The organism is Myxococcus sp. AB056 (assembly GCF_006547365.1).
In the GTDB taxonomy this organism is placed as follows: domain Bacteria; phylum Myxococcota; class Myxococcia; order Myxococcales; family Myxococcaceae; genus Myxococcus; species Myxococcus virescens.
This window is the reverse complement of record NZ_VHLB01000037.1, coordinates 39,285-60,747: the sequence shown is the minus strand read 5'-3', so window position 1 is coordinate 60,747 and position 21,463 is coordinate 39,285. Positions and strand designations below refer to the sequence as shown.

The window sequence follows — 21,463 nt, the reverse complement described above, 5'->3', positions numbered from 1 at the left end:
TCTGCCCGCGTCGCTCATGGCTCATCCCACTCCCGCGGCCAACAGCCGCGCAAGCAACTCACGCTTCACCCGCGCGCGAAAGCGCTCCAGGCGCATCGTCACCGCGCTCTTGCCCAACCCCAGGCGCTCGGCGATCTCCCGCGCGCTCAGTTCCCCCTCCAGATAGAAGAGACGCACCGTCTCCTTCTCGGGGCCTTCCGGCAGCGACTCGATGAGCTCGCGCACCACCGCCACGCGCCGCTCCAGCTCCAGGAATGGAGGATGCGCGGGCGTCGTCGTCGCCAACTCCAGCGCCAAGTCCTCCGCCGCGCGACCTCGGACCTGCGCGCCCCGACTGAGCGCCTGCGCATGGTGCCGCGCAATCGTCACCAGCCAGCTTCCAAAGGCGCGCGGGTGCTGGAGCCGTGGCAGCTCCCGGAAGGCACGAACGAAGGTCTCCTGAACCACGTCCTCCACTTCCGCGGGCCCCAGCGCGGAGTAACCCAGCGCGGCGCGACGCACGGACCCATGGAATCGCTGGTACAGCTCCCGGTGGGCATCCTGCGCGCCTCGGGTCGCCCGCTGGATGCAGGTGGAGAGCTCCCCCTCCGTCACGAGATGTTCCCCTCGCCCATACCACGAGAAGCCACTCGCCCCCCGTGGAGGTCCCACATGGACTCGACGTGGCTGCCTGCTCCACATGCGTGCGCCATGGCCCACACGCGGGATGCTCCGGTCCACCGGACGCACTCCATCCTCCAGGCACGCACACAAGACATGTCTCCCCAGTCAGTACCCCGCCTGCAAGGAAGGAGTCACGAGCTGACTATCGGCCACACCCCGTCCCACTCGCACGAGCACGACGCGTCGCGATGTGGCCGATAAGCGCCTCGGTGCTCCTTCATTTTCAGACCGGGGATTTTCGGGCGGCCCCAGGCCGGAGGCGCCGCGCGCCAGCTCCCCTCGCCACCAGGAGATGAAAGGTATGCGATTCATTGGCTTGTTCACGTCCCTCATGTTGCTCTCGGCGTGCGGCAGTGAGGAGACCGTCAAGGTCGGATTGAGCGCCCGCGTGGGCGCCTCGAGTAGGGCCCAAGCCGTTCCCGGCAAGGTCGCCCAGCAGCTCGAGGCGTCTACCGGCATCACCATCGACCGCGTCCGCCTCTCTGTTCGCGAACTGGAACTGGAGCACGAGGGCGACGACAGCGATGACGGGCAGCGGAGTGGACCGGATGACGACCGTCCGGGCTCGCACGACGACGACTCCGAGCAGGAGATTGGCCCGTTCCTCATCGACATGTCGGCGGAGGACCTCAACGGCAAGGTCATCCGCGTAGGCAACCTCCAGGTGGAGCCCGGCATCTTCGATGAAATCGAGTTCGACATCGGCAAGGTGTCCACCACCGAGGCAGGTGAAGACTCCGCGCTCAAGGAACTCGCACAGCTCGGCGCGTCCGTGGTCATCGACGGCCACATCGATGGCCTGCCCTTCAGCTTTGTCTCCAGCATCCGCGTGGAGCAGGAGCGCGAGGCCCACTTCGAGGTGAAGCAGGGCGAGGAGCCGAACATCACCATCAACATCGACCCAACTGGCTGGTTCGTCGATGACAATGGTCAGCGGTTGGACCCGCGCAATGAGTCTGCGCGCTCCACGATCGAGAACAACCTCCGCCGCTCCATCGACGCCTTCGACGACGACGACATGGATAGCAACGAGGATGACGACGACAACAACGACACCAATGATGATTGAGTCCGCCTGAGTCGAAGCGGCCCGCCCCTCGATTGCGTGAGGAGCGGGCCGTGTCCTTGTGGCGCTCAGCCGCGAATGTGGCATGTCTTCCAAGGTTCGTGATTCTCGAACGGCCTCAGGATGTGCGCCTGAAGTCGACTCGTCGCAGGAGTGGACTGGCGGAGCGCTGGGCATTGCGAGCGGAGAGGTAGGCATGCACCCGGGCCATGAGTTGGTTCATGGTCCGGCAGCGGTGGTTGCGGGTGTTCCGCGCCGGATTGTTGAGACACCTGGTTGGTCTCAATCGGGCCGAATGTTCCGCAAGCATCAGGCGCTTCAGCTTCTCGACTCTCCCGTTGCCCTCGAACGGCAGGTGGACTTCGGCCGGAAGCTCGTGTCCATCGCAGGCCACAAGGTGCGGGTGCACTTCCTCGTGGCCGACCTCTCGTACTCCGGGCGCCTCTTCGTCAAAGCCTTCCTGTCCGAGCGTCAGGAGGGCTGGCTGGAGGGGCAGGCGTCCGAGCTTTCCGGATCCGCGACGGGCCGTGGGAGTACCCATGGCAGCCCTCTCCGCTCTATCCACTGCCAGCAAATGCCAGACCCCGGGTATTGCCGCAAGCCCCCCCGGTCGTGCTCCACCATCGCCCGTTTCAATCCAGGAGCGGGAGGGCCGAGAAATGCACGCGGACGTGGTGACACAGCACGCAGTGGTGATTGCTGGAGGGGGCCCGACCGGGCTGATGCTGGCGGCGGAGCTGGCGTTGGCTCAGGTGGACGTTGCCATCGTCGAGCGGCGCGCCAGTCAGGAGGTCGCCGGCTCGCGCGCGCGGGGCCTGCACGCGCGCAGCCTGGAGGTGCTCGATCAGCGTGGGGTCGTCGAGCGCTTCACCTCGCAAGGGCAAGCGGTCCAGAATGTCGCGTTCGGGCAGGCGCATTTGGACCTCAGCGACTTCCCGACGCGGCACAACCATGGGCTCGCGCTCTTACAGGAGTGCTTCGAGCGCATCCTGGCGGAGTGGGTGGGTGAACTGGCGGTGCCCATCTACCGTGGGTGCGAGGTGACGGGCTTCACGCAGGACGACACCGGCGTCGACGTCGAGCTGTCCGACGGCCGTGTGTTGCGGGCGAAGTACCTCGTCGGGTGCGACGGGGGGCGCAGCCTCGTCCGCAAGGCGGCAGGCATCGAATTCCCGGGGTGGGACGCGTCGATCAGCTACCTCATCGCCGAGGTCGAAATGACCGGAGCGCCGGCGTTCGGCATTCGCCGGGACGAGAAGGGCACCTACGCCATGGGCAAGCTGGAGGACGGACGCGTGGGCGTCGTGTTGAGAGAGGAGCGGGTCGGCACGGGCGACGCGCCGACCCTCGAGGGGCTGCGCGAGGGGCTCGTTGCGCTCTACGGGACGGACTACGGCCTGCGCAGCGCCACGCACCTCTCGAGGTTCACCGACATGACGCGGCAGGCGGCGTCCTACCGGGACCGGCGGGTGCTCCTGGCCGGCGACGCGGCCCACGTGCATTCGCCGATGGGCGGACAGGGGCTCAACCTCGGTGTGCAGGATGCCGTGAACCTGGGGTGGAAGCTGGCCCAGGTCGTGCGCGGCGTCTCGCCGGAGAACCTGCTCGACACGTACCAGGCCGAGCGGCACCCCGTCGCGGCCCGTGCGCTGCGGAAGACCATGGCGCAGACCGCGCTGAGTCGCGGTGACGCGCGGATGGACGCCGTGCGCGAGACGCTGGCTGAGCTGCTGCAGATGGACGGGCCACGCAAGCAGTACGCGGCGATGATGTCGGGGCTGGATGTCCACTACGACCTGGGCAACGGACACCCGCTGCTCGGGCGCCGCATGCCGGACCTCGACCTGGTCACCGCCGACGGCCCGCGGCGCGTGTTCCACCTGTTGCACGACGCGCGGCCAGTGCTGCTCAACCTGGGCGAGCCCGGCACTCTCGACATCACGCCTTGGGGGGACCGGGTTCGGAGTGTCGCTGCTCGCTACACGGGGGAGTGGGAGCTCCCGGCGCTCGGCGCGGTCACGGCGCCCGTTGCGGTGCTGATTCGACCGGACGGACACGTGGCGTGGGTCGGGGAGGGCACGGACGAGGGGCTGCGTGAGGCCCTGACCCGATGGTTCGGGCCGCCGCGTGCGACGTAACGCGTTTCGCTTGCCTCCTGGGAGACGCGGAGCGAGCGCCGAGCGTCCCAGGAGGAGCATGAGCTCCGGAGGCCTGTTCCGGAAGACCTCCCGGGTCAGCATTGCGGTCGCATAGGGGGCCGCCGTGCGTGTCGCTTGACAGGGGGGCCCCCCGAGGGGCCCGGCAGCTCCACGAGGGGCGGGCGCTCTGCGGAGTCTTGGCGCTCTAGGGGGGCTCTCAGGAGCGGCATGACGGGTGAGCTGTCTGCTTCGCCGCTACGGGAATTCGCCAGCCTCGTGCTCACCGCGCTCACTCGCCTTGACGTACGCATGACGCAGCGACCGAGTGTTGGGTAGGCACAGCCCTTGTCTTTCTTTGACCGACGGTGGATTCGAACGCGCGCCTCCGCGGCGAGGAGCCGGGAGGCGCGCGTGGGTTCAACCGTCGTTCAGCCGCCTTCAGTACGGATAGAGTTCCGCCGCCGCCTGCGCGTCGCAGGACGATGTGGTGGCCGCGCACACGGTGGGGTCCGTGTACATGATCGAGTTGCAGTTCCCGTGGTGGGCAAAGCCGATGCTGTGCCCGACTTCATGGATGGCGACAGTCTTCGCGTGGTGCGCGCCCCGGTGGTACGTGTTGTTCAATTGGATGGTGCTCCGGGTCATGCAGGAGCCCGACCAGGAGTTCGTCGCGTACGCGTACCAGCCCGTGGCGCCGTACCAGGCCTCGTACACCATGACGTCGGAGGCGCCGCTGGAGCGCCAGTAGAGATAGAGGCTGTTGCTGATGTTCGTGTACATCCACGCGTTCATGGCATCGCCGACGGGCCAACGCGTGCCCGTGTAGTCCGTGAACGTGACGTTCGTCGGCTTGCGGCACCACTTGTAGCCGAAGCGTGCGAGCCCGCACCAACTCTGGGCGGTCACCGTGCCGGAGTCCGCCTTGAGCAGGGTCTCCGGTTGCGTGTCAGGGCCCATGTACTGAGCGCTGCTCACACGGGCCTCGACACGTGCGAGCAGCGCGTCGACTGTCCCGCCCTGGGCGCGGCCGTCCTCCACCAGGACCCGTCCCAGCGGTCCGCCGGTCACGGAGTAGAGTTCGGTCCTGGCGCTCGCCGCCACGGGCTTGTCGCCTCCCTGCGGCGTGAGGAAGAACACCGCCCGCTCGCCCATTTTCGGCAGCGGGTTGTCCGTCGGCGCGAGCATGCACCCGTCAGAGAGCAGGCCGCCGGGGAACACGACGTCCACGGTGCTGCCCTGGGCGACCACGCCGCCCGAGGCGCTCTTGAGCCCCACCAATGCGCGCGCGATGTCGTCGATCCGCACGGTCGCGATGGTCACCGGCAGGTCGCTGTAGGTGCCGCTCTCCTCGCCGGTGGGCTGCCCCTCCACCTTGGATTGCGCATAGGCGCGCATGACGTCAAAACGCGTGGACTCCACCTGGCCGTTGATGATCAACGCAGAGTGGTCGGTCAGGTCCTCAATCGAGCCCTCTTCACGGACCCAGTCCATCACGAGCGAATGCTCCGTTCCTTCAACGTGCGTGTGGGAGGGTGGGGGCGTGCCGGGCACCCACGCCGTCACCTGCACGTCCTGCTGAACGGGTGGGGCCGGTTCCTCGACCCCGTCGTTGGTGCACCCCAGCGCACCCAGGAGCGCCAGGGGCACGAGCCAGGAGCGTTTGGGATGAATCGTCATCGCGGTCTTCTTGGGACTGGCTTCGCGCATGCTCTCTCCTCCGGGTTGGAACACGCCTGAAGGACGGAGACGCGTGCCGCTCGTCTCATGGGAAACCGAAAAAACTGCAACGATGACTACGGCGGAAAAATCAGTCCGCCATGAACTGGCGCAGACTGACGTCGAGCTGGCTGCGGACCAGGCGCAGCAGGCTGTCCAACTCGCCGGGCGTCAGCCTCAGCCGCGTCATCAGCTCCTCGCGGGTCAGTTCCATCAGCCGCTCGCGCGCGCGCGCAATCCAGCGTGCCACGGTGGAGCGGGGCGCCTGATACGTGGCGCTCACGGCGTCCATGGCCATTCCATGCACGTGGTGCAACCGAAGCAGGTTGCGCTCCTGGGCCCCCAGACGACCCAGGGCGGCGCGGAGGGCCACGCGGAAGTCTTCCTGATGCCGCTCACGGATGAAGGCCAGCTCGGGATCCGCGCCCAGCCGCTCCGCGAGCGCCACCGGGGCCCGCTCCAGCAACTCGCGCGGTGCGGCGCGCTGCTGGTCGATGTGGAGCCGCAGCGCCACCGCCCGCACCCACTGCTCAAGCGGACCGCGCCCGGAGTAGGAGGCCAGCTTCGGCGGTGCGCCATTCACCGGGACCAGAAGCCGCTGGCGCAATGCCTGCCGCAGTTCGTCCACGAGGGTGGGCGCCTCCCTTGGCAGCCACGTCCCCACCTGGGACAGCACATGCGTGTCGAGCGCCTCGTGCGCCCTCGCTTCCCCCTGCACACAGGCGAAGGCGAGGAAGACATCCGCCGCGCGCAGGCTCGCGAACACCTCGTGTGCCGCTCTCGTAGAGGGCAGCCGTTGCGCCACGTGCGCCACGAAGGACTCCGCGTCCATGCGCAATTCCGGCCACGCCTCGCGTGCCTCCCGCACCAGCGCAGCAAGGACATCCTCCAGGTCGGGAAGCGCTCTCAGCGCTGGGACGAGCGCGTGCGGCGCCCGGGACAGGAAGGATTCGGTCAGCTCGGACGTCACGGAACACCTCCACCGACAATCCCACCCACGCGGCTGGGAGAGAGACGGGGCGCCTCGGCCGAGGGGGCGCCGTGGGTCGACAGCCAGACGCGCACCGTGTGCGCGCGAGGCGCGTGGATGGGCGCGCTTCGGGCATAGGCCGTCTGGGCCTCTCGCGCCAGGGCGAGCGCCCGGGGCCGCTCTTCCTGTGACTGCCAGAGGGCGCGGGCGAGCGCGAAGTTCGCTCGGGCCAGCTCGGCCGGGGCCAGCTCCACCTTCTTGCCGAGCGCCACCGCACGCTCCAGCGGTTCACGGGATTCACGCAGCCGGCCGCCCTCCACCAGCGCCTCGCCCAGCAGCCCGAGCGTCTGCGCTACCCGGGGGTGTTCCGCTCCAAGCGCCTTCTCGCGCACCTCCAGCGACCGCCGCAGGTGGACGAGCGCCGGGCGCACTCTTCGCAGTCTCAGCTCCACGTGTCCCAGGTTGTAGAGCGCGCTGGCCACCTTCGGGTGGTCGGGGCCGAGCGTGGCCTTCCATAGCGAGTGCGCCGCGCCGAAGAGGGCGCGTGCGTCCTCCAGGCGGCCCGCGTCCATCGCCACCGAACCCAGGTTGTTTCGCGACAGGGCTACGTCCGGGTGCCGGGGACCCAGCTGCGTCTCCTGGATATGGAGTGCTTCTCGGTAGGCCGCCTCCGCCTGCGCGAGGTGACTCAGATCCGCCCGTGCATTGCCCAGGCTCAGCAACACGGTTGCCACCCGCAGCTGCTCGCTGTCCCCGCCCTTGCGCAGGCTGGCCAGGGCGCGCTCGTAGTGGGGAATCGCCTTCTCCAACTGGCCTTGTCGTGCGAGCGCGTCGCCCAGGTTCACCCGGATCATGCTGGTGTTGGAGTGCTCCGCGCCCAAATGACGCTCGCTCAGGTCGAGCGCCTCGCCATGGCGCGCCACCGCCTCGCCCACCTTCCCCTGGAGCCTCAGCGCGGTGGCCACATTGTTGAGGTGCACGGCGCCTAGCGGGTGCTCCTGGCCGTACACCGCCACGATGAGCGCCAGGGCGCGGGCATGGTGCTGCTCCGCCTCCGCGTGACGCCCCAGCGCGTTGAGGGCCACACCCGTGCCGGTCAGGACATCTGCGAGCGCGACGTCCCGAGGCCCGCGCGCCCGCTCAAGGAGGGCCAGGGCCTTGCTGGCTTCCGTGAGCGCGCGCGCGTACTCGCCCTGCCGGTAGCTGAGGCTGCTGAGGACGCGGTGCAGCTCCGCGGCCACCTCCAGGGAGGCTTCGGGACCCAATCTTTCCAGCGCGGCCTCCGCCATGCGCGCGGTGCGCTGGGCCTCCTTGACCAGGCCCATGCCCTGGACTTCCGTATAGAGGAGGCGATTCCACGCGCGCGCGGCCGTCTCGTCATCGTGTCCTGCCTCCGCTACGCGCACTGCCTCCTCCAATGCCTCACGCGCTGCGGCGAAGCTCCCGGCGGTGCCTCGCAGCTCGCCCAGCAGGAGGAGGGCTCCCGCCAGCGTGGGCCGGTGCCTCAGTCCTCGCAGTGTCCCCACCACCTCTTCCAGCCGGGGCAGCACGCGTTCATGGAATCCGGCCGCGCCCTGCACGCGCAGTCCGTCCAACTCCTGGCGCAGGCGCGCCAGTTCCCGCCGGGCCTCCGGGGCTTCTGGCAGTGGGTCCACGCGGGCGAGTGCGTTCCGGTTCGCGCACGCGGCCAGGGAGGGGAGCTGCCGCGCGGCCTCGGATGCCCGCGTGAGCGCCTCTCGCTCACCTCGCTCCAGCAGCTCCACCAACACCCGCAGCGCCTGGTGCCGGCCATCCAGGCACGCGGCGCGCAAGTCCATGAGCCGCTCGGACTGCGCCTGTCGCACGCGCGTGTCCTCGCACGACTGCCGCTCCTGAGCCACCAGCGCCTGGGCATAGGCGTCGAGCGCCCGCGTGGTGGACTCGAAGGCGTCCCCCGGCACCGGCGGCCCTCCCTGACGGAAGCGCTGCTCCAGCCGGACCCGGTGTGCCGCGCCCCAGGCGTCCTCCAGCCGGCTCTCGAAGCCGGTGCACGCCCGCGCGGCGTCACCGCGTGCCATGCCGAAGCCCGCGGCGGCGCTGGCCGCCACACTTGTGGTCAGCACCGCGGCCACCCAGCGCCAGCGGCGCGCGTGTGCGCCCGACTCGAGCTGGGCGAGGAGCGCGGCCAGGGTCAGGTGGCGCGAGGATGGCTCGGCGGCCAGGCCCCGCAGGACGGCGCGGCGCACGGCGCCGGGCACGCGCGAGCCGCGGGGCGGCGGCGTCACTCGCTCCTCACGCAGGGCCCGGACGTGCTCGCTCGCCGTTCCTCCCGCGAAGGGCCGGTGGCCGAAGAGGGCTTCGTACAGCGCGACGCAGAAGCTGAACTGGTCGCTGCGGGCGTCCGCGCGAAGGCCTCGCCACTGCTCCGGGGACATGTACGCGGGCGTGCCCCGCCGGACGCCGGTTCGGGTGTCGCCGTCGGTCGCCAGGAGCTGTCTGGCGGGGGCATCTTCGCCCCACGGTTCCCGTGGAGTCAGGAGAGAGGGCTCCGCGCGGGCGAGGCCGAAATCGGTGACATGCACCTGGCCGTCGTCCCCGAGCAGCACGTTGTCCGGCTTGAAGTCGCGGTGCACCAGCCCCACCGCGTGTGCGGCGGCCAGTCCCTGTCCCGCGAGGAGGAAACGCGAGAGCACCTCGTGCCACGGCCGCGGCCGCTCCGCCAGCCAGTGACGCAGCGTCCGCCCACGCACCAGGTCCATGGCGAGAAAGACGGTGTCGCCATCCAACCCCACGTCATGAACGGTGACGACATTCGGGTGGGACAGCCGGGCCAGGGCCTGCGCCTCTCGCACCAGCCGCCCGCGAGCCTCCGCGTCCGCCACCGCCCCGGGCTTCACCAGCTTGAGCGCCACTTCCCGGTCCAGGTCCGGGTCATACGCGGCGAAGACGATTCCCATGCCCCCCTCGCCCACGGGGCGCAGCAGCACGTAGCGCCCCACGCGTGCTCCAGGCTCCGGCGTACCTCTCAGCCGAGGTGCCGTCAGGGGCCCCCTGCCTTCCGGGGACGGGACTCCAGCTCCCCTGAGGCCTGCCACCACCGCGCAACATGCCGCGCAGCCATCCAGGTGGGCCTCCAGACGGGCCACGGCATCCGCGGACAGGCGCCCCTGCTCCCAGTCCAGCAGCTCGTTCTCGTCAGGACACGGAGTCATGAGGAAGTCCGTCAGACCGACCCAGCCGCAAACTCATCGCACCGGGAAAGAGTACGTCGCCAGTGAGGCGAGCTTCTACCGGGGGCTGCGCGAAGGGGGTTGCGCGGTGCCTTGTTGCCCGTCGCGAAAGGCAGACACGCTCTGGCTTGCGGGCGTAGCAAGCCCTCTTGGGTGTCCTGGGGGGCCTGTCTGGGGATGATGTCCGGGCCGAGATTTGTGGGGCGCCTGCGTGTGTTTCGGTGGAGATGGGATACGCGACTCCCTCCGAACCTGGTGCCGTCGCGAGGTTTGCCGAGTCCAGAGGTCGGGCTCGGCAAATGTCCTTGGACGGAGACGCGGGTTGCTACTTCGCCCCACTGGGGGACGAAGGTGGCCCCCCGGAAGCCGCACGCGTCCCGGCGCGAAGTCGCCACGCGGGAGCGACTGAAGTGCCGGACGGGCGCCGCCTGCGCGTGCTTCAACGGGCCTTGCGGCGCTCTTCGGCCAGTTGCGTGTTGAACCCGCGCTCGGCAGCATCCGCGTAGGCCTTGCAGCTCATCGCCTTGGCGCCGGCCGCGTCTCTGGCTGCATATTCCCAGCCACTGGAGCCCGGATGCGGTGTCAGCAGCACATCGCAAGGTAGGGCGCGCACGGTGGCGAAGCTGCGCCGGTAGTCGCTGATGATGTTCGGATAACGCGGGTTGGCCACCAGTTGATAACCGGGGGCGCTGAGGCTGTCGACGTAGGCAATGCGTACCGGCTTGCCATCGCGAGTATCATTCCACGTCCAGGCGATGCTGCCCGGGGTATGCCCCGGCATGAAATGCGCGGTGAAGTCGACGCCGCCCTGTGAGACGACCTCACCGTCCATCACCACGCGATCCGCCACGACTGGCGGGTAGGTGATGTCATCGCCGAAGTGCAGATCATCGCTGCCTCCGCGCGCCAGCAGCACCGCCGACTCGGCGCTGGCCACGAGCCGCGCGCCGGTGCGGCGCTTCAGTGCGGCGAAGGGGCCTGCGTGGTCGGCGTGTGCGTGACTGCTGAGCAGCAGGCGCAGGTCCTGCGGCGCGAAGCCGCGACGCCGCAGGTTGGCCAGCAGATGGTCGGCCATCTGGGGCATGCCACCATCGAGCATCACGACGCCGTCCTTGGTTTCCACCAGCAGGGCGGTCAGCTCCTCGGTGCCAATCTGCCAGGTGTGGTCGGCGATGCGCAGCGGCTGCATGGGCTTCAACCAGGACGCATCAACGGTATAGGCCTGCAGCTGCGGGAGCGTCGGCGGCGCGCCACTGGCGGTAGCGGAGTGCAGCAGGCAGGCGGAGAGGGCGCAGGTGACTGTCCGGAAACGCATGGCGAATGAGGATGTGGGAAGGTGAAGAGACGCTACCACTGACCTGAACGGGTGTTTCGCAGTTTCATTGTGACAAGCGAAAATCGTCCGTATTGCCCTCCTGCTCGGCGCGGATTTTCATGTGTTGTTGATAATTTTAGCCTTCGTGGTTTCCCCAAGTAGAGCAAGCTCCGTTCCTCTCGCGGCTGCTGGACGAGTTCGCCATCAGCGAGCGGCAACGGAAGATTGCCGAGCTCAACGTCTTCCGGCCTCCTGAGTCGGAAGAGTGGCTGCGAGTCGCCCTTCCATCGGACGTGGCGAATCCGGAGCGCATGCTCGAATCCTACAGAGACTTGTCCGAAGTCCTCGTGGTCGCGAGGACTCTCTCACGCTTCAACTGGTCCGAAAATTGGGGGCAGACCAAGTTGACCGAACGCATTCGTGCAGCCAACTTCAAGGCGACTGGTCCGAGATGCCTCCGCTTCCAGACGAGGGTCGTCGCGACGAACGCCATCTGCCGGGCTGCTAAAAGGGATCTACCCATGTCGGATTCATCTCGCTCCGTATTCTTTGGCGCCAATGCTGCGCGGACCGGACACTTCGAGGGAACGGGGCCGCTCGTGGTCAAGCGAGCCCGCTGGAAGTTCAAGCCGGGCACGCTTGCGACCACACGCAACACGCCTGCAATCCACGATGGCGTGCTGTTCGCGAACTTCGACAATGACAAGCTCTACGCGCTTGACCTCGCGAAGGGAAAAGAGCTCTGGAGCGTGCGGGTCGGGGGGCGCGTCTCTGAGAGCATCTCGAATCCGATGGTTGCGCATGGTTTGCTCTTCGTCGTCGGTGGCGGGCAGTGTCACGCCGTCGATCTTGGCACGCACGCCATCCGCTGGAGCGTCTCGTGTGACTCCGAGGCGACCTCCTCGCCAATCGTTGTCGACGACGACGTCTACGTGGGAACGCGGCTCGGTGGGGTGGTCGCCATCGACGCGCGAACGGGAGTCGAGCGATGGCGCGTGCAGCTACGCTGTGGTGAGAGTGTGGGGTCCGCGGTCAGCGTGACGCGCGATCAGGTCGTCGTCGGGACCAGACGCGACTTCGTCGAGGGCCACATCGTCGCGCTCGACCGCGCTACGGGGGGCGAGCGATGGTCGGCGAAGGCCGGTGCGATGGCCAACGGCGGAGCGCCCGCGATCGAAGGCAACACGGTTTATGCCCTGTCCGGTCTGGGGAAGTGCCTTCGCGCGCTCGACCTCGCCAGTGGCAAAGAGCGTTGGTTGTATGAGACGGGCGGCGCGCTGTGGGGAACGCCCGCCGTTGCGGACGGCGTCGTGTGCTTCTCCGGCTATCACGGGATTCTCCACGCGCTGGACCAAGATACCGGGAAAGAGATTTGGTCGGTCGCGCTCGACAAGCCCCCGAAGGATACGGTCTCACCGACGATCGCAGGTGGCGTCGTCTACATGGGGGCCGGCAACGTCGTCCACGCCTGGACGCTCCGGGAGGGAACCGAGCGCTGGCGGTGGAAGGCTCCCTACCGCGTGTCGACCGCACCGCTCGTCGCCGACGGCACGGTCTACGTGGGCTGTGACCGCGCGATCGTCGCGCTGGGGTAGCGTCGGCCGCCCGGCTTCCACATGACTCGCAGGCCCAGGCCCCTGCCGCGCCTCAACATGGCCTCTATCCCGTCTATACGCACGAGACATGCCTGAACAGCTACCAGACAGTCCGGAGCTTCGGTCCGCGGTAGCCCCACTTCACGTTGAGCAAGCTCGAATTGGGCTCGATGCGGCCCCCGTCGTCGTCGCGCCAAACGATTTTCGGGGTGTGGACCATCCGCGCGTAGTCTTCGTCCCTACGCTCCATCCATTCCTCGTGGGTGAGGATCGTGCTCTTGCTGTCGGCTTCGTCCGTGCACGTGAGCCCCAGCCGGGTGAGCAGCTCGAACTCGTCTGCGTCGGCGGTGAAGTTGCCATCGATTTCCCTCAGGGGCCCGAGCTCGACATCGTGCCCATATGCGAGCTGTTCGATTCGACCGCAGCGCAGGTAGCGATCCGCGCGCCCCATGAACGGCGACTTTTCGAGCACCGAGGGGATGATACGGGCCACCCCGTTGGCCCACAGCGTGAACTTCAGGGCGTTCGAAGCCAGCTTGACGCGACCCCCCTGCTGGGTGCCCGCTCCTTCGGCGATGACGAGCTCTTTCGATGCCACGTATGTCGTGCCCATGAACTCGAGCTCGACTGGCGTCTTCTTCTCGAAGCGAACCTGCAGCTCGGCCCCGAGCCCCCCTCGCGGCGAGCTGGTGAGCGAAACCAGTACGCGTGTGACCGCCTTTTTGGCGCGAATGAGTGGCACCTGCGCGGACAGGTCGAGTGCCGTCAGCCCTCGACTCGCCGCGATGGCGCGCCCCCACTCGTTCCACAACTTCACTGCAAGCAGTTCTCCGGTCGCCATCGAACCTCCGAGCACGTGAATCGCAGGTTGCGGCGGTGCGCTCTGTCAGCCGCATAAGAGGAGCGTCGCCGATTTGACGGGGGCAACTCTACCTCCTGCGCACGCAGCGTTGAGGCGTGTTGCGAGTCGCAGGCGACGACGCTCGCCGCGGAGCCGGCCGCCATCCGTGATGTCGCGAACCGCGTCGGCGAGGAGACGGAGAGCGCGTTCACCAAGGACTTCAATCGTCACTTCGCGAGACGCCAGGCGCGTAGCGGCGCCGAGTCTGGCGCACGCGCCCGTGAGTCACTGGGACAGGACCGAACTCAGGTTCACCAGCGAATCACGCCGGGTACCGTGCTTCACGAAGTCCTGGATGGCGCGGGCCAGTGTCGCGGAGAGCAGCCCCAGCAAGGGGAGGTGTGCGCCTCCTTCGCAGGTGGCCTGGCCCTGGGCATCCTCGGCATCCGGGGTGAAGCGCTCATCCCAGCGCACCAGCCCGAAGGTGCCATCCGCGCTCACCGCGCCGTGGACAAGCGGCTTTCCCGTCCGGCGCGCGTAGTCGATGAGCACCTGCCGGCTGTGCTGGTTGTCCATGCAGTCCACCAGCAGGCCCGCGCCACCGCAGAGGGCCTCCGCGTTGTCCCGGGTGAGCCGCACGCCGTGGGACTCCGCCTTCACCCCGTGCAGGTTGAGGAGTTGGAGCTTGAGCGCCTCGGCCTTGTTCTTCCCGACGGAGGGCTTCACGTAGGCCTGGGCGAGCAGGTTCTTGGTCTCGACCCGGTCGAAGTCGATGAAGACCAGGGTGGCCTCCAGGTTGCGACACAGCACCGCCGCGGTGGAGCCGATGGCGCCCACGCCACAGAAGAGGATTCGCATGGCGGTGTCTCACCGGGCCCCGAAGGGGACCTTGGGACGCAGGTAGATGCGCTCCTCACCCCGTGCGCCCCGGAACCGGTCGACGACGAAGTGGGCGAACGCGTCGTCGCGAAGCTGGCTCAGGTGAAGGCCGGGCACTCCGCCCGAACGAACCAGCTCCGTCGCGATGCGGCGGATGTCCGTGTCCGGCACGGGGCCGTCCAGCTCCACCGGGACGTCCGCGGACATTCCGTCGTAGGTGATGTTGAGCGTGGCCATCGTCGTGTGCGCCTCCTCACGCGCCCGGCGGAGCACGAGGGTGCGCCCCGTGGGACTCACGCCGGGACGGCGATGGGGGCAGGCTCCTGACGATACCGGCCAGCGGTGTTGCCAACCGGGGCCCGGCTCCCCTCACGGGAAGCCGGGCCGCCAGGGAAGACGCCTACCGCGGCTCGCTGCTGCTGACCACGGCGGGCTTGGGCAGGAAGTCCTTGAGCTGCACGACGGGCAGCCCTGGGAGCGCGGTGATGAAGCCCGAGTACGCCATCAGGTTGGGCGAGCACCAGCCCGGGTTGGACACCGTGTTCTCGGTGGCGTTGGTGAACACCGCGTTGGCGACCGTCTCGGGCTTCGCTGTGGGATTCACCTCGAGGAACAGCGCGGCCAGTCCCGTCACGTGAGGGGTGGCCATGGAGGTGCCGCTCATCTCCCGGCTCTCGCGGTCGCCGTAGTGCCAGGAGGACTTGATCTTGTTCCCCGGCGCGAAGACGTCCACGCAGTCCCCCCAGTTGGAGAAGGTGGCGCGCTTGTCCTTGCTGTCGGTGGCGGCAACGGTGATGGCCTCCGGCGCACGGGCGGGGGAGTGCTTGCAGGCGTCGTTGTCTTCGTTGCCTGCGGCGACGACGTAGGTGACCCCCGCGGCGATGGAGCGGCGGACCGCGTCGTCGAGCGCCGGGTCCTCGTCGCTGCCCAGACTCATGTTCGCGACGGCGGGCGAGATGTGATTCCGGGTCACCCAGTCGATGCCCTCGATGACGCCCGAGGTGGCTCCGGAGCCGTCACAGCCCAGCACGCGGACGGAATGGACAATCGCGTTGCGGGCGAGGCCGTAGGAGGCGCCCGCCGCCGTGCCCGCGACGTGTGTCCCGTGGCCGTTGCAGTCATTGCCCCGCATGCTGTCGCCAATGGCGTCGTAGCCGATGGAGGCCCGGCCACCGAACTCCCGGTGCGAGAAGCGCACACCGGTGTCCAGGATGTAGATGTGCACGCCCTGGCCCGTCGCGGTGAAGGTGTAGACCTTGTCCAGCGGGAGCTTGCGCTGGTCCATCCGGTCGATGCCCCACGTGGGACCCTGCTGGCTTTCGGCGATTTTGACCACGCCATTCTCTTGCACGTAGTCCACTGCGGGGTCGTTCGCCATGGCCCGCGCCTGGGTTTCCGTCATCTTGGCCGCGAAACCACGCAACGCATTCTCATACATCGCGAATGCAGTGCCGCCGTAAGCCGTGATGAGGCTCGTCGTGGCTTGCTGGACCTCGACCTGTTCCAGGCTTTGTGCGGGCGACTTCAGGACGACAATGTATTCACCCGGAATCTTCTTTCGGACAGTGATGAACTTGCCGGTCTGCTTCTGGCCCATCGTGGGCCTGCTGGCCGTGCGGTCCTTGCAGGGCACCTGCCGCGATGCGCACGCCCCCATCAGCAACATCATGCCCACGGAGACGAACAGCTTCAGTGTGTGTCGATTCATGTTTTACCCAGAGGAAATGGTTGTGATGGGTAAAACGGGTGTACATCAAAAACGGCTTATTCATGAATCAACCCGGAGGGATGAGACGGCGGTCCGTGATTGAACATGCCATGGCGCTCCAAGGCGCGATGTCTGGCCATGACCTACCAAGGACGAATGGTGGTTCCCCATTCGTACAAGACTGCTTCGAGTGGACGTTTCCCGGGGCGTGACAGGATGTCGTTGATGCCCATCTCTCGTGCTGCGTTCACCAGGTGGGCATGCCACGTGCCGTGCGCGTCGGAGAGTCGAGTCGCGGCGATGGCCAGCGCGCTCGCGCCCACGGAGTAGCCGCCAAAGACGAGCGGACCGCTGGCGGAGTCCTCCTTCCCCTTCACTCCGCGAGGCCACTCCCGGCAGGCCGCCAGCGGTAGGAGCGCGCCCGCGGGCCGAGCGCAGTAATCTCGCACCAGGGTGGCGGTGAAGGTTCCCGCAGCGGGATGCGCGGCCATGGCGAGGAAGGCGCCCGTCCACGCGAGCGTGGTGGCCCGCTGCGTCCGCTCCACGACGCGTCCCTTCGCGTCGACCCGGGTGGGAAAGCCCGAGGGCAGGGCGGACAGTTCCACCAGTCGCGCGATGAGCCGCTCCGCCGCGGCCTCGGAGGGCGCATGGCCTCGCAGCCGGCCATGGAGCAGCAGCGCCGCGGCGGCCGGCGCGCTGTCACACGGCCAGATGGAGGTACTGAAGCTGGGCAGCAGCAACTGGTGTTCGAGCGCCTTCACGACCTGGCTGGCCAGGGCATCGAAGAGCGCCGTGGACGCAGCGTCCTGCATGCCCGCGCGTTCGATGCCCGCGAGCATCAGCAGCACATAGCCCCGGTAGAGGATGCTCCGTGGCAGGGCGTGGCCCAGGACGACGTCCGTCCCACCGCGCATGAAGGGGGCCCGGGCACGTCCCAGCGCGTCCGCGAGGAGCGCATGCAGTCGTCGCTGTGTGTCCGGCAGGGGATGGCCGTCCAGCGCCGCCTGAACGAGGATGAAGGACAGGTGGCCATCGCAGAGGAGCTGTGACTCGACGAAGCGGCGCTTCGCATCGCCGAGCAACATCGTCTCGCACCCCTTGCCGAGGATGCGCTGTTCCAGTGCGTCCAGCGCGGCTGAGGAGAGCTGCCCGTGTCCCTGGGATGCGGAAGGAGGGCGGGGCGGCGCATGGTCGCTCCCTACCGGGCTCTCCGTTCTTGCGCTGCCGACCAGGCATGCACAGAGCGCCAGGAGGGGAAGGCCCGTCCGGCGGAAGCGGGCGTGGGTGGGTCGTGGCATGGGCGGAGAGCTGAGCACGCACGCGTAGGGCCAAGGTCATCCGGTGGGCTCGCCGGTCGCCAGGACAGGCTCAGCGGTTTCTTCTCGCGCGTGGAGGGTCGCGGGTTCCAAAGGGGCACGGCCCGTTCACCAGTCCACGCTGAAGGGACGTCATGGGTTGCCCTTGAGGTCAGAGCCTTCAGATTGGCAGTGGAGGTTGCGTGTGCATGGAGCTTCAGCCCGAGGTGAGCCGGTGGGACGTCACGCCTTCGGAGGCGGTGGAGCTGCAGCGCCGGCTGCGTGAGCAGTTGGTGCTCCGGCCGCCCCCTGGGCTGAAGGTGGAGCGCATCGCGGGCGCGGACATCTCCACGGAGAAGGGGAAGGACACCGGGTTTGGTGGGTTCGTCGTCCTGGACGTGGAGACGTTGGCGCCGGTGGCCCAGTCTGAGGCCGTGGTGACGTTGCACTTTCCCTACGTGCCGGGCCTGCTGTCCTTTCGCGAGCTGCCCATCATCGCCGCTGCCTGGGAACGGCTCACGGTGCGCCCCGATGTGGTCATCTTCGATGGACAAGGCACCGCCCATCCCCGGCGCATGGGGATTGCGTGCCACGGAGGGTTGCTGTTCGGCGTGCCATCCATCGGTTGTGCCAAGTCCCTGCTGGTGGGGACGCATGGACCGCTGGGCGAGGCGAGAGGCTCCACCGCGCCCCTCATGCACCGGGGCGAGGTCGTGGGCATGGCGGTGCGTACGCGCAAGGGCGTGCAGCCCGTCTACGTGTCCCCGGGCCACCTGATGGACCTGCCCACGGCGGTGGAGTGGGTGCTCAAGGTGAGCCCGAAGTACCGCGAGCCGGAGACCACGCGGCATGCGCACCGGCTGGTCAACGCACTCCGTCGCGCCGACGGAGAGGGCGCCGAACTGGAGTAGGTGCCGGCCCCTGATTTTGACCGCCGTCCCAACCGACTCTATGTCCGGAGGTGGCTCCCTCGCTTGGGGCCTCAAGGAACGGCGGCTCGGGCGTCTGTCTCCCTGTCCGTCCTTCCCGCCAGCCCGTACTGGCGGTAGCACCTCAGGCCGCGAAAAGGGGCTGGGGCCAGGGCGGGAGATGTCATTGGGAGCGCGAATGCGGAGGTTGTCGTCACCTTGGAGTGAGCTGGCGTCGCATTACGCCGTGGTGGTGGTGGGCTCGGGGTACGGAGGGGCCATCACCGCCAGCCGGTTGGCACGCGCGGGCCAGCAGGTCTGTGTCCTGGAGCGAGGCCGGGAGCTCCTGCCCGGTGACTACCCGCGCACGGACGCCGAGTTCATGTCCGAGTTCCAGGTTCACTTCGATCCCGAGGCCGCCGGCGATGTGGGCAGTCCGACGGCCTTGTTCGAGCTCCACCGGGGCGGGGACGTCTCCGTCGTCACGGGCTGCGGCCTGGGCGGGACGTCGCTCATCAATGCCAACGTGGCCATGCGGCCGGACCCTCGCGTGTTCCTGGACGGGCGTTGGCCGGACGCGTTCCGCGCCGACGTGGACGGCTTGCTGGAGGACGGCTTCGCTTGGGCCGAGCACATGCTGCGGCCGTTGCCCTATCCGGAGTCCGCGCCGCCGCTGGCCACGTTGTCGGCGCTGGCGAAATCGGCGGAGAAGCTGGGCGGCACCTTTCGCCGGCCACCCCTGACCGTCACCTTCGAGGAGGGCGTCAACGCCGCGGGGGTGCGTCAGGGTGCTTGCACGTTGTGCGGTGACTGCATGACGGGCTGCAACTTCGGCGCGAAGAACTCCGTGCTGATGAACTACCTGCCGGACGCGCACCGCCATGGGGCGAAGCTCTTCACCGAGGTGGGCGTGCGCTACCTGGCGCGCGATGGTGCCCGGTGGCGCGTGTACTACCGGCCGATGAACGCCGGCCGCGAGCGGTTCGATGCGCCAGACCTGTGGTTGACCGCCGACCGGGTCATCCTCGCGGCGGGGACCATGGGCACCGCGGAGCTCCTGCTTCGCTCGAAGGCGCTGGGGTTGTCCCTCTCCGGGCGTCTGGGCCAGCGTTTCAGCAACAACGGGGACGTGATGGCGTTCGGTTACAACACGGACGTCCCTGTCCATGGCGTGGGTCTGGGCGAGGCGCCCTCCGCGGGGCGCGAGCCCGTGGGCCCCACCATCACCGGTATCATCGATGACCGGGCCACGCTGCGGCAGGAAGACGGCATGATCATCGAGAACGGCGCGATCCCCGCCGCGCTCGCGCGTCCCGTGACGGCGCTGCTCGCCGCTGCGTCGGCCATCGCCGGGCAGGACACGGACCGGGGCGCCATCGACCGGGTTGGGGAACTGGCGCGCATCGCGGACAGTGCCGTGCGTGGCCCGTACCACGGGGCCATGCGCAACACGCAGACGTTCCTCGTGATGTCCCATGACGACGGCGCGGGTGAACTGCGCCTGTCGGGCGACCGGGTCCGCGTCCACTGGCCGGACGCGGGGAGGCAGGCTGTCTTCACGCGGGTGGATGAACGCCTGCGCCGCGCCACGGAGGCGCTGGGCGGAACCTTCGTGCGCAATCCGCTCTGGAACAAGCTCACCGGCCACGAACTGCTGTGCACCCATCCCTTGGGCGGGTGCGCCATGGGCGAGCGCGCGGAGGAGGGCGTGGTGGACCACGAGGGCCGCGTCTTCGCGGGACCCGAGGGCACGGAGGTCCACGAGGGCCTCTACGTCAGCGACGGCTCCGTGATTCCGAGGCCGCTGGGCATCAACCCGCTGCTCACCATCTCCGCGGTGGCGGAGCGCACCGTGGCGCTGATGGCCCGGCGGCACGGTTGGAGCGTGGACTATTCGCCTGTTCCGGAGGCCCCGGGGCCGCGGCCCACGCAGCCCCTGGCCGTGCAGTTCACCGAGACCATGTACGGCTACATCTCCGCGGGGGCCGACGAGGACTTCCTGCGAGCCGGGGACCCCGCGCGCAGGGATACGTCGCCGTTCCGCTTCATTGTCACGGTGGACTCACGGGACCTGGAGGAGACGCTCGCGCATCCGCTGCATCCCATGCAGCTGTCGGGCTGCGTGGTGGCGCCCGTGCTGTCCTCCCGTCCGATGACGGTGGAGCAGGGCGTGCTGCACCTGATGACCCACGAGGGCGCTCGTCCTGGCGGGCGGCGGATGCGCTACCAGCTCCCGCTGGTCTCCGAGTCCGGCGAGCGCTTCTTCGTCGACGGCTACAAGGACGTCCATGATGACGACGGTCCGGACCTGTGGGTGGACACCACGCGGCTCCTGGTGTCCATCTACCGTGGCGAGGACGCTTCGGGGCCCTGCATCTTCCGGGGCTACCTGCGGCTGAACGCCAAGGACTTCGCCGTGCAGCTCTCCACCCTGCGGGTGCTCCATGCCCAGGGCACGGTGCAGCGGCTGGCCGCGCTCGCCCGCTTCGGGCGTTTCTTCTTTGGGGAACTCTTCGAGACGTACGTGCGCAGCAAGGCCGCGTAGCGAGCGGGGAGGCGGCGGCACGGCTTTCGTACCGCTATGTCGTGCTCCTTCTGGATGGCGTGGGCACCGTGAGGCGCACACGCCATTTCATGAAGGAAGGACAGCCCATGCCCAATGACCGTGAGCAGGGAAAGGGCGCTCCGCAGGGCAGCGAGCGTCAGACCAGCCGCCGGGATACGCCCATCGAGGTCCGCAGGCGGCTGCGGCACGAGTCACGCACGAGCCAGACGTACGCGGCCTTCATCAAGCACCTGTGCGAGCGAGGCGGCATGTCACCCGCCGTGGCCGAGAAGGCCGCGGTGTCCGTCCTCTGCGCTTTGGAACAGCGAATCCTCAGTGAGGAGGCAAGCGACCTGGAGGACCAGCTTCCTCGCAAGCTGACCCTGCTGCTGCACCGCTGTGAGAAGCACGAGGAAGAGCTGCCTCCCAAGTTCCACCGCGAGCACCTTCTGCGTCGGGTCGGGGAGGACCTGAGCCTTCATCCAGACGCGGTGGAGCCGGTGGTTCGCGCGGTGATGGATGCCGTCCGCCACCAGATAACCGAAGGGGAGTCCGAGGACGTCATGGGCCAGCTCCCGCCGGACATCCGCGACCTGTGGACGCGCACCGTCTGAA

General features: G+C 68.4%; 16 protein-coding genes and 2 pseudogenes. 8 read left to right on the top strand and 10 right to left on the bottom strand.

Features of this window, described 5'->3' with window-relative positions:
- Window positions 1-21 precede the first annotated feature (21 nt).
- A complete protein-coding gene (locus tag FMP39_RS17955) occupies window positions 22-594 on the bottom strand; it encodes an RNA polymerase sigma factor (RefSeq protein ID WP_141591588.1) in 573 nt (190 codons plus the stop codon).
- Window positions 595-964: 370 nt separating this feature from the next.
- On the opposite strand from FMP39_RS17955, the gene FMP39_RS17950 reads away from it, so the two are divergent.
- The 3 genes and pseudogenes from FMP39_RS17950 (at window position 965) to FMP39_RS17945 (ending at window position 3,867) form a co-directional block, all read left to right on the top strand.
- The gene (locus FMP39_RS17950; protein WP_141591587.1) at window positions 965-1,732 is read left to right on the top strand and encodes a hypothetical protein; all 768 of its coding nucleotides are present in this window, start codon (window positions 965-967) and stop codon (window positions 1,730-1,732) included.
- Between the two features lie 343 nt (window positions 1,733-2,075).
- Window positions 2,076-2,231, top strand: a pseudogene (locus FMP39_RS37975) (IS21 family transposase); the annotation flags it as partial.
- 157 nt (window positions 2,232-2,388) lie between these two features.
- Complete coding sequence (locus FMP39_RS17945) at window positions 2,389-3,867, top strand: FAD-dependent monooxygenase (RefSeq protein ID WP_141591586.1); 1,479 nt, start codon at window positions 2,389-2,391, stop codon at window positions 3,865-3,867.
- A gap of 438 nt (window positions 3,868-4,305) precedes the next feature.
- Here the strand turns inward: FMP39_RS17945 and FMP39_RS17940 are convergent, their stop codons facing one another.
- The 4 genes from FMP39_RS17940 to bla form a co-directional block, all read right to left on the bottom strand.
- The gene (locus tag FMP39_RS17940; RefSeq protein WP_141591585.1) at window positions 4,306-5,574 is read right to left on the bottom strand and encodes a matrixin family metalloprotease; all 1,269 of its coding nucleotides are present in this window, start codon (window positions 5,572-5,574) and stop codon (window positions 4,306-4,308) included.
- Window positions 5,575-5,674: 100 nt separating this feature from the next.
- Window positions 5,675-6,553, bottom strand: a complete 879-nt coding sequence (locus tag FMP39_RS17935; protein WP_141591584.1) for a sigma factor-like helix-turn-helix DNA-binding protein — start codon at window positions 6,551-6,553, stop codon at window positions 5,675-5,677.
- Window positions 6,550-9,744: a tetratricopeptide repeat protein gene (locus FMP39_RS17930; RefSeq protein ID WP_141591583.1), complete on the bottom strand. Its 3,195-nt coding sequence runs from the start codon at window positions 9,742-9,744 to the stop codon at window positions 6,550-6,552. Before FMP39_RS17930 ends, FMP39_RS17935 begins: the two co-directional genes overlap by 4 nt.
- 457 nt (window positions 9,745-10,201) lie before the next feature.
- Window positions 10,202-11,077 carry a subclass B3 metallo-beta-lactamase gene (bla, locus tag FMP39_RS17925; protein WP_141591582.1) on the bottom strand — a complete coding sequence of 292 codons (876 nt, stop codon included), beginning with the start codon at window positions 11,075-11,077 and terminating at the stop codon, window positions 10,202-10,204.
- A 167-nt stretch (window positions 11,078-11,244) separates the two neighbouring features.
- On the opposite strand from bla, the pseudogene FMP39_RS37970 reads away from it, so the two are divergent.
- Window positions 11,245-11,433: pseudogene (locus FMP39_RS37970) on the top strand (hypothetical protein); the annotation flags it as partial.
- Window positions 11,434-11,598: 165 nt separating this feature from the next.
- The gene (locus FMP39_RS17920) at window positions 11,599-12,672 is read left to right on the top strand and encodes a PQQ-binding-like beta-propeller repeat protein (RefSeq protein WP_228558079.1); all 1,074 of its coding nucleotides are present in this window, start codon (window positions 11,599-11,601) and stop codon (window positions 12,670-12,672) included.
- Between the two features lie 100 nt (window positions 12,673-12,772).
- On the opposite strand, the gene FMP39_RS17915 is transcribed toward FMP39_RS17920, so the two are convergent.
- The 5 genes from FMP39_RS17915 to FMP39_RS17895 form a co-directional block, all read right to left on the bottom strand.
- On the bottom strand, window positions 12,773-13,528 hold the full coding sequence (locus FMP39_RS17915) for a hypothetical protein (protein ID WP_228558078.1): 756 nt from the start codon (window positions 13,526-13,528) through the stop codon (window positions 12,773-12,775).
- 270 nt (window positions 13,529-13,798) lie between these two features.
- Window positions 13,799-14,371, bottom strand: a complete 573-nt coding sequence (locus tag FMP39_RS17910) for a ThiF family adenylyltransferase (protein WP_141591580.1) — start codon at window positions 14,369-14,371, stop codon at window positions 13,799-13,801.
- Window positions 14,372-14,380: 9 nt separating this feature from the next.
- Window positions 14,381-14,629, bottom strand: coding sequence for a hypothetical protein (locus tag FMP39_RS17905; RefSeq protein WP_026113817.1), 249 nt, complete (start codon window positions 14,627-14,629; stop codon window positions 14,381-14,383).
- Window positions 14,630-14,792: 163 nt separating this feature from the next.
- A complete protein-coding gene (locus FMP39_RS17900) occupies window positions 14,793-16,100 on the bottom strand; it encodes a S8 family peptidase (RefSeq protein WP_141591578.1) in 1,308 nt (435 codons plus the stop codon).
- 143 nt (window positions 16,101-16,243) lie between these two features.
- Complete coding sequence (locus tag FMP39_RS17895) at window positions 16,244-17,185, bottom strand: hypothetical protein (RefSeq protein ID WP_141591577.1); 942 nt, start codon at window positions 17,183-17,185, stop codon at window positions 16,244-16,246.
- Between the two features lie 413 nt (window positions 17,186-17,598).
- Here FMP39_RS17895 and nfi point away from each other — a divergent pair, with 413 nt between their 5' ends.
- From nfi to FMP39_RS17880, 3 genes are all read left to right on the top strand, one after another.
- Entirely contained in the window at window positions 17,599-18,306 is a 708-nt protein-coding gene (gene nfi / locus FMP39_RS17890; RefSeq protein WP_141591576.1) for a deoxyribonuclease V, read from the top strand.
- A gap of 196 nt (window positions 18,307-18,502) precedes the next feature.
- Window positions 18,503-20,848, top strand: coding sequence for a GMC oxidoreductase (locus FMP39_RS17885; protein WP_141591575.1), 2,346 nt, complete (start codon window positions 18,503-18,505; stop codon window positions 20,846-20,848).
- Window positions 20,849-20,955: 107 nt separating this feature from the next.
- Window positions 20,956-21,462 (top strand): DUF2267 domain-containing protein, encoded by a 507-nt coding sequence (locus FMP39_RS17880; protein ID WP_194858443.1) that lies wholly within the window; start codon window positions 20,956-20,958, stop codon window positions 21,460-21,462.
- Window position 21,463 lies beyond the last annotated feature (1 nt).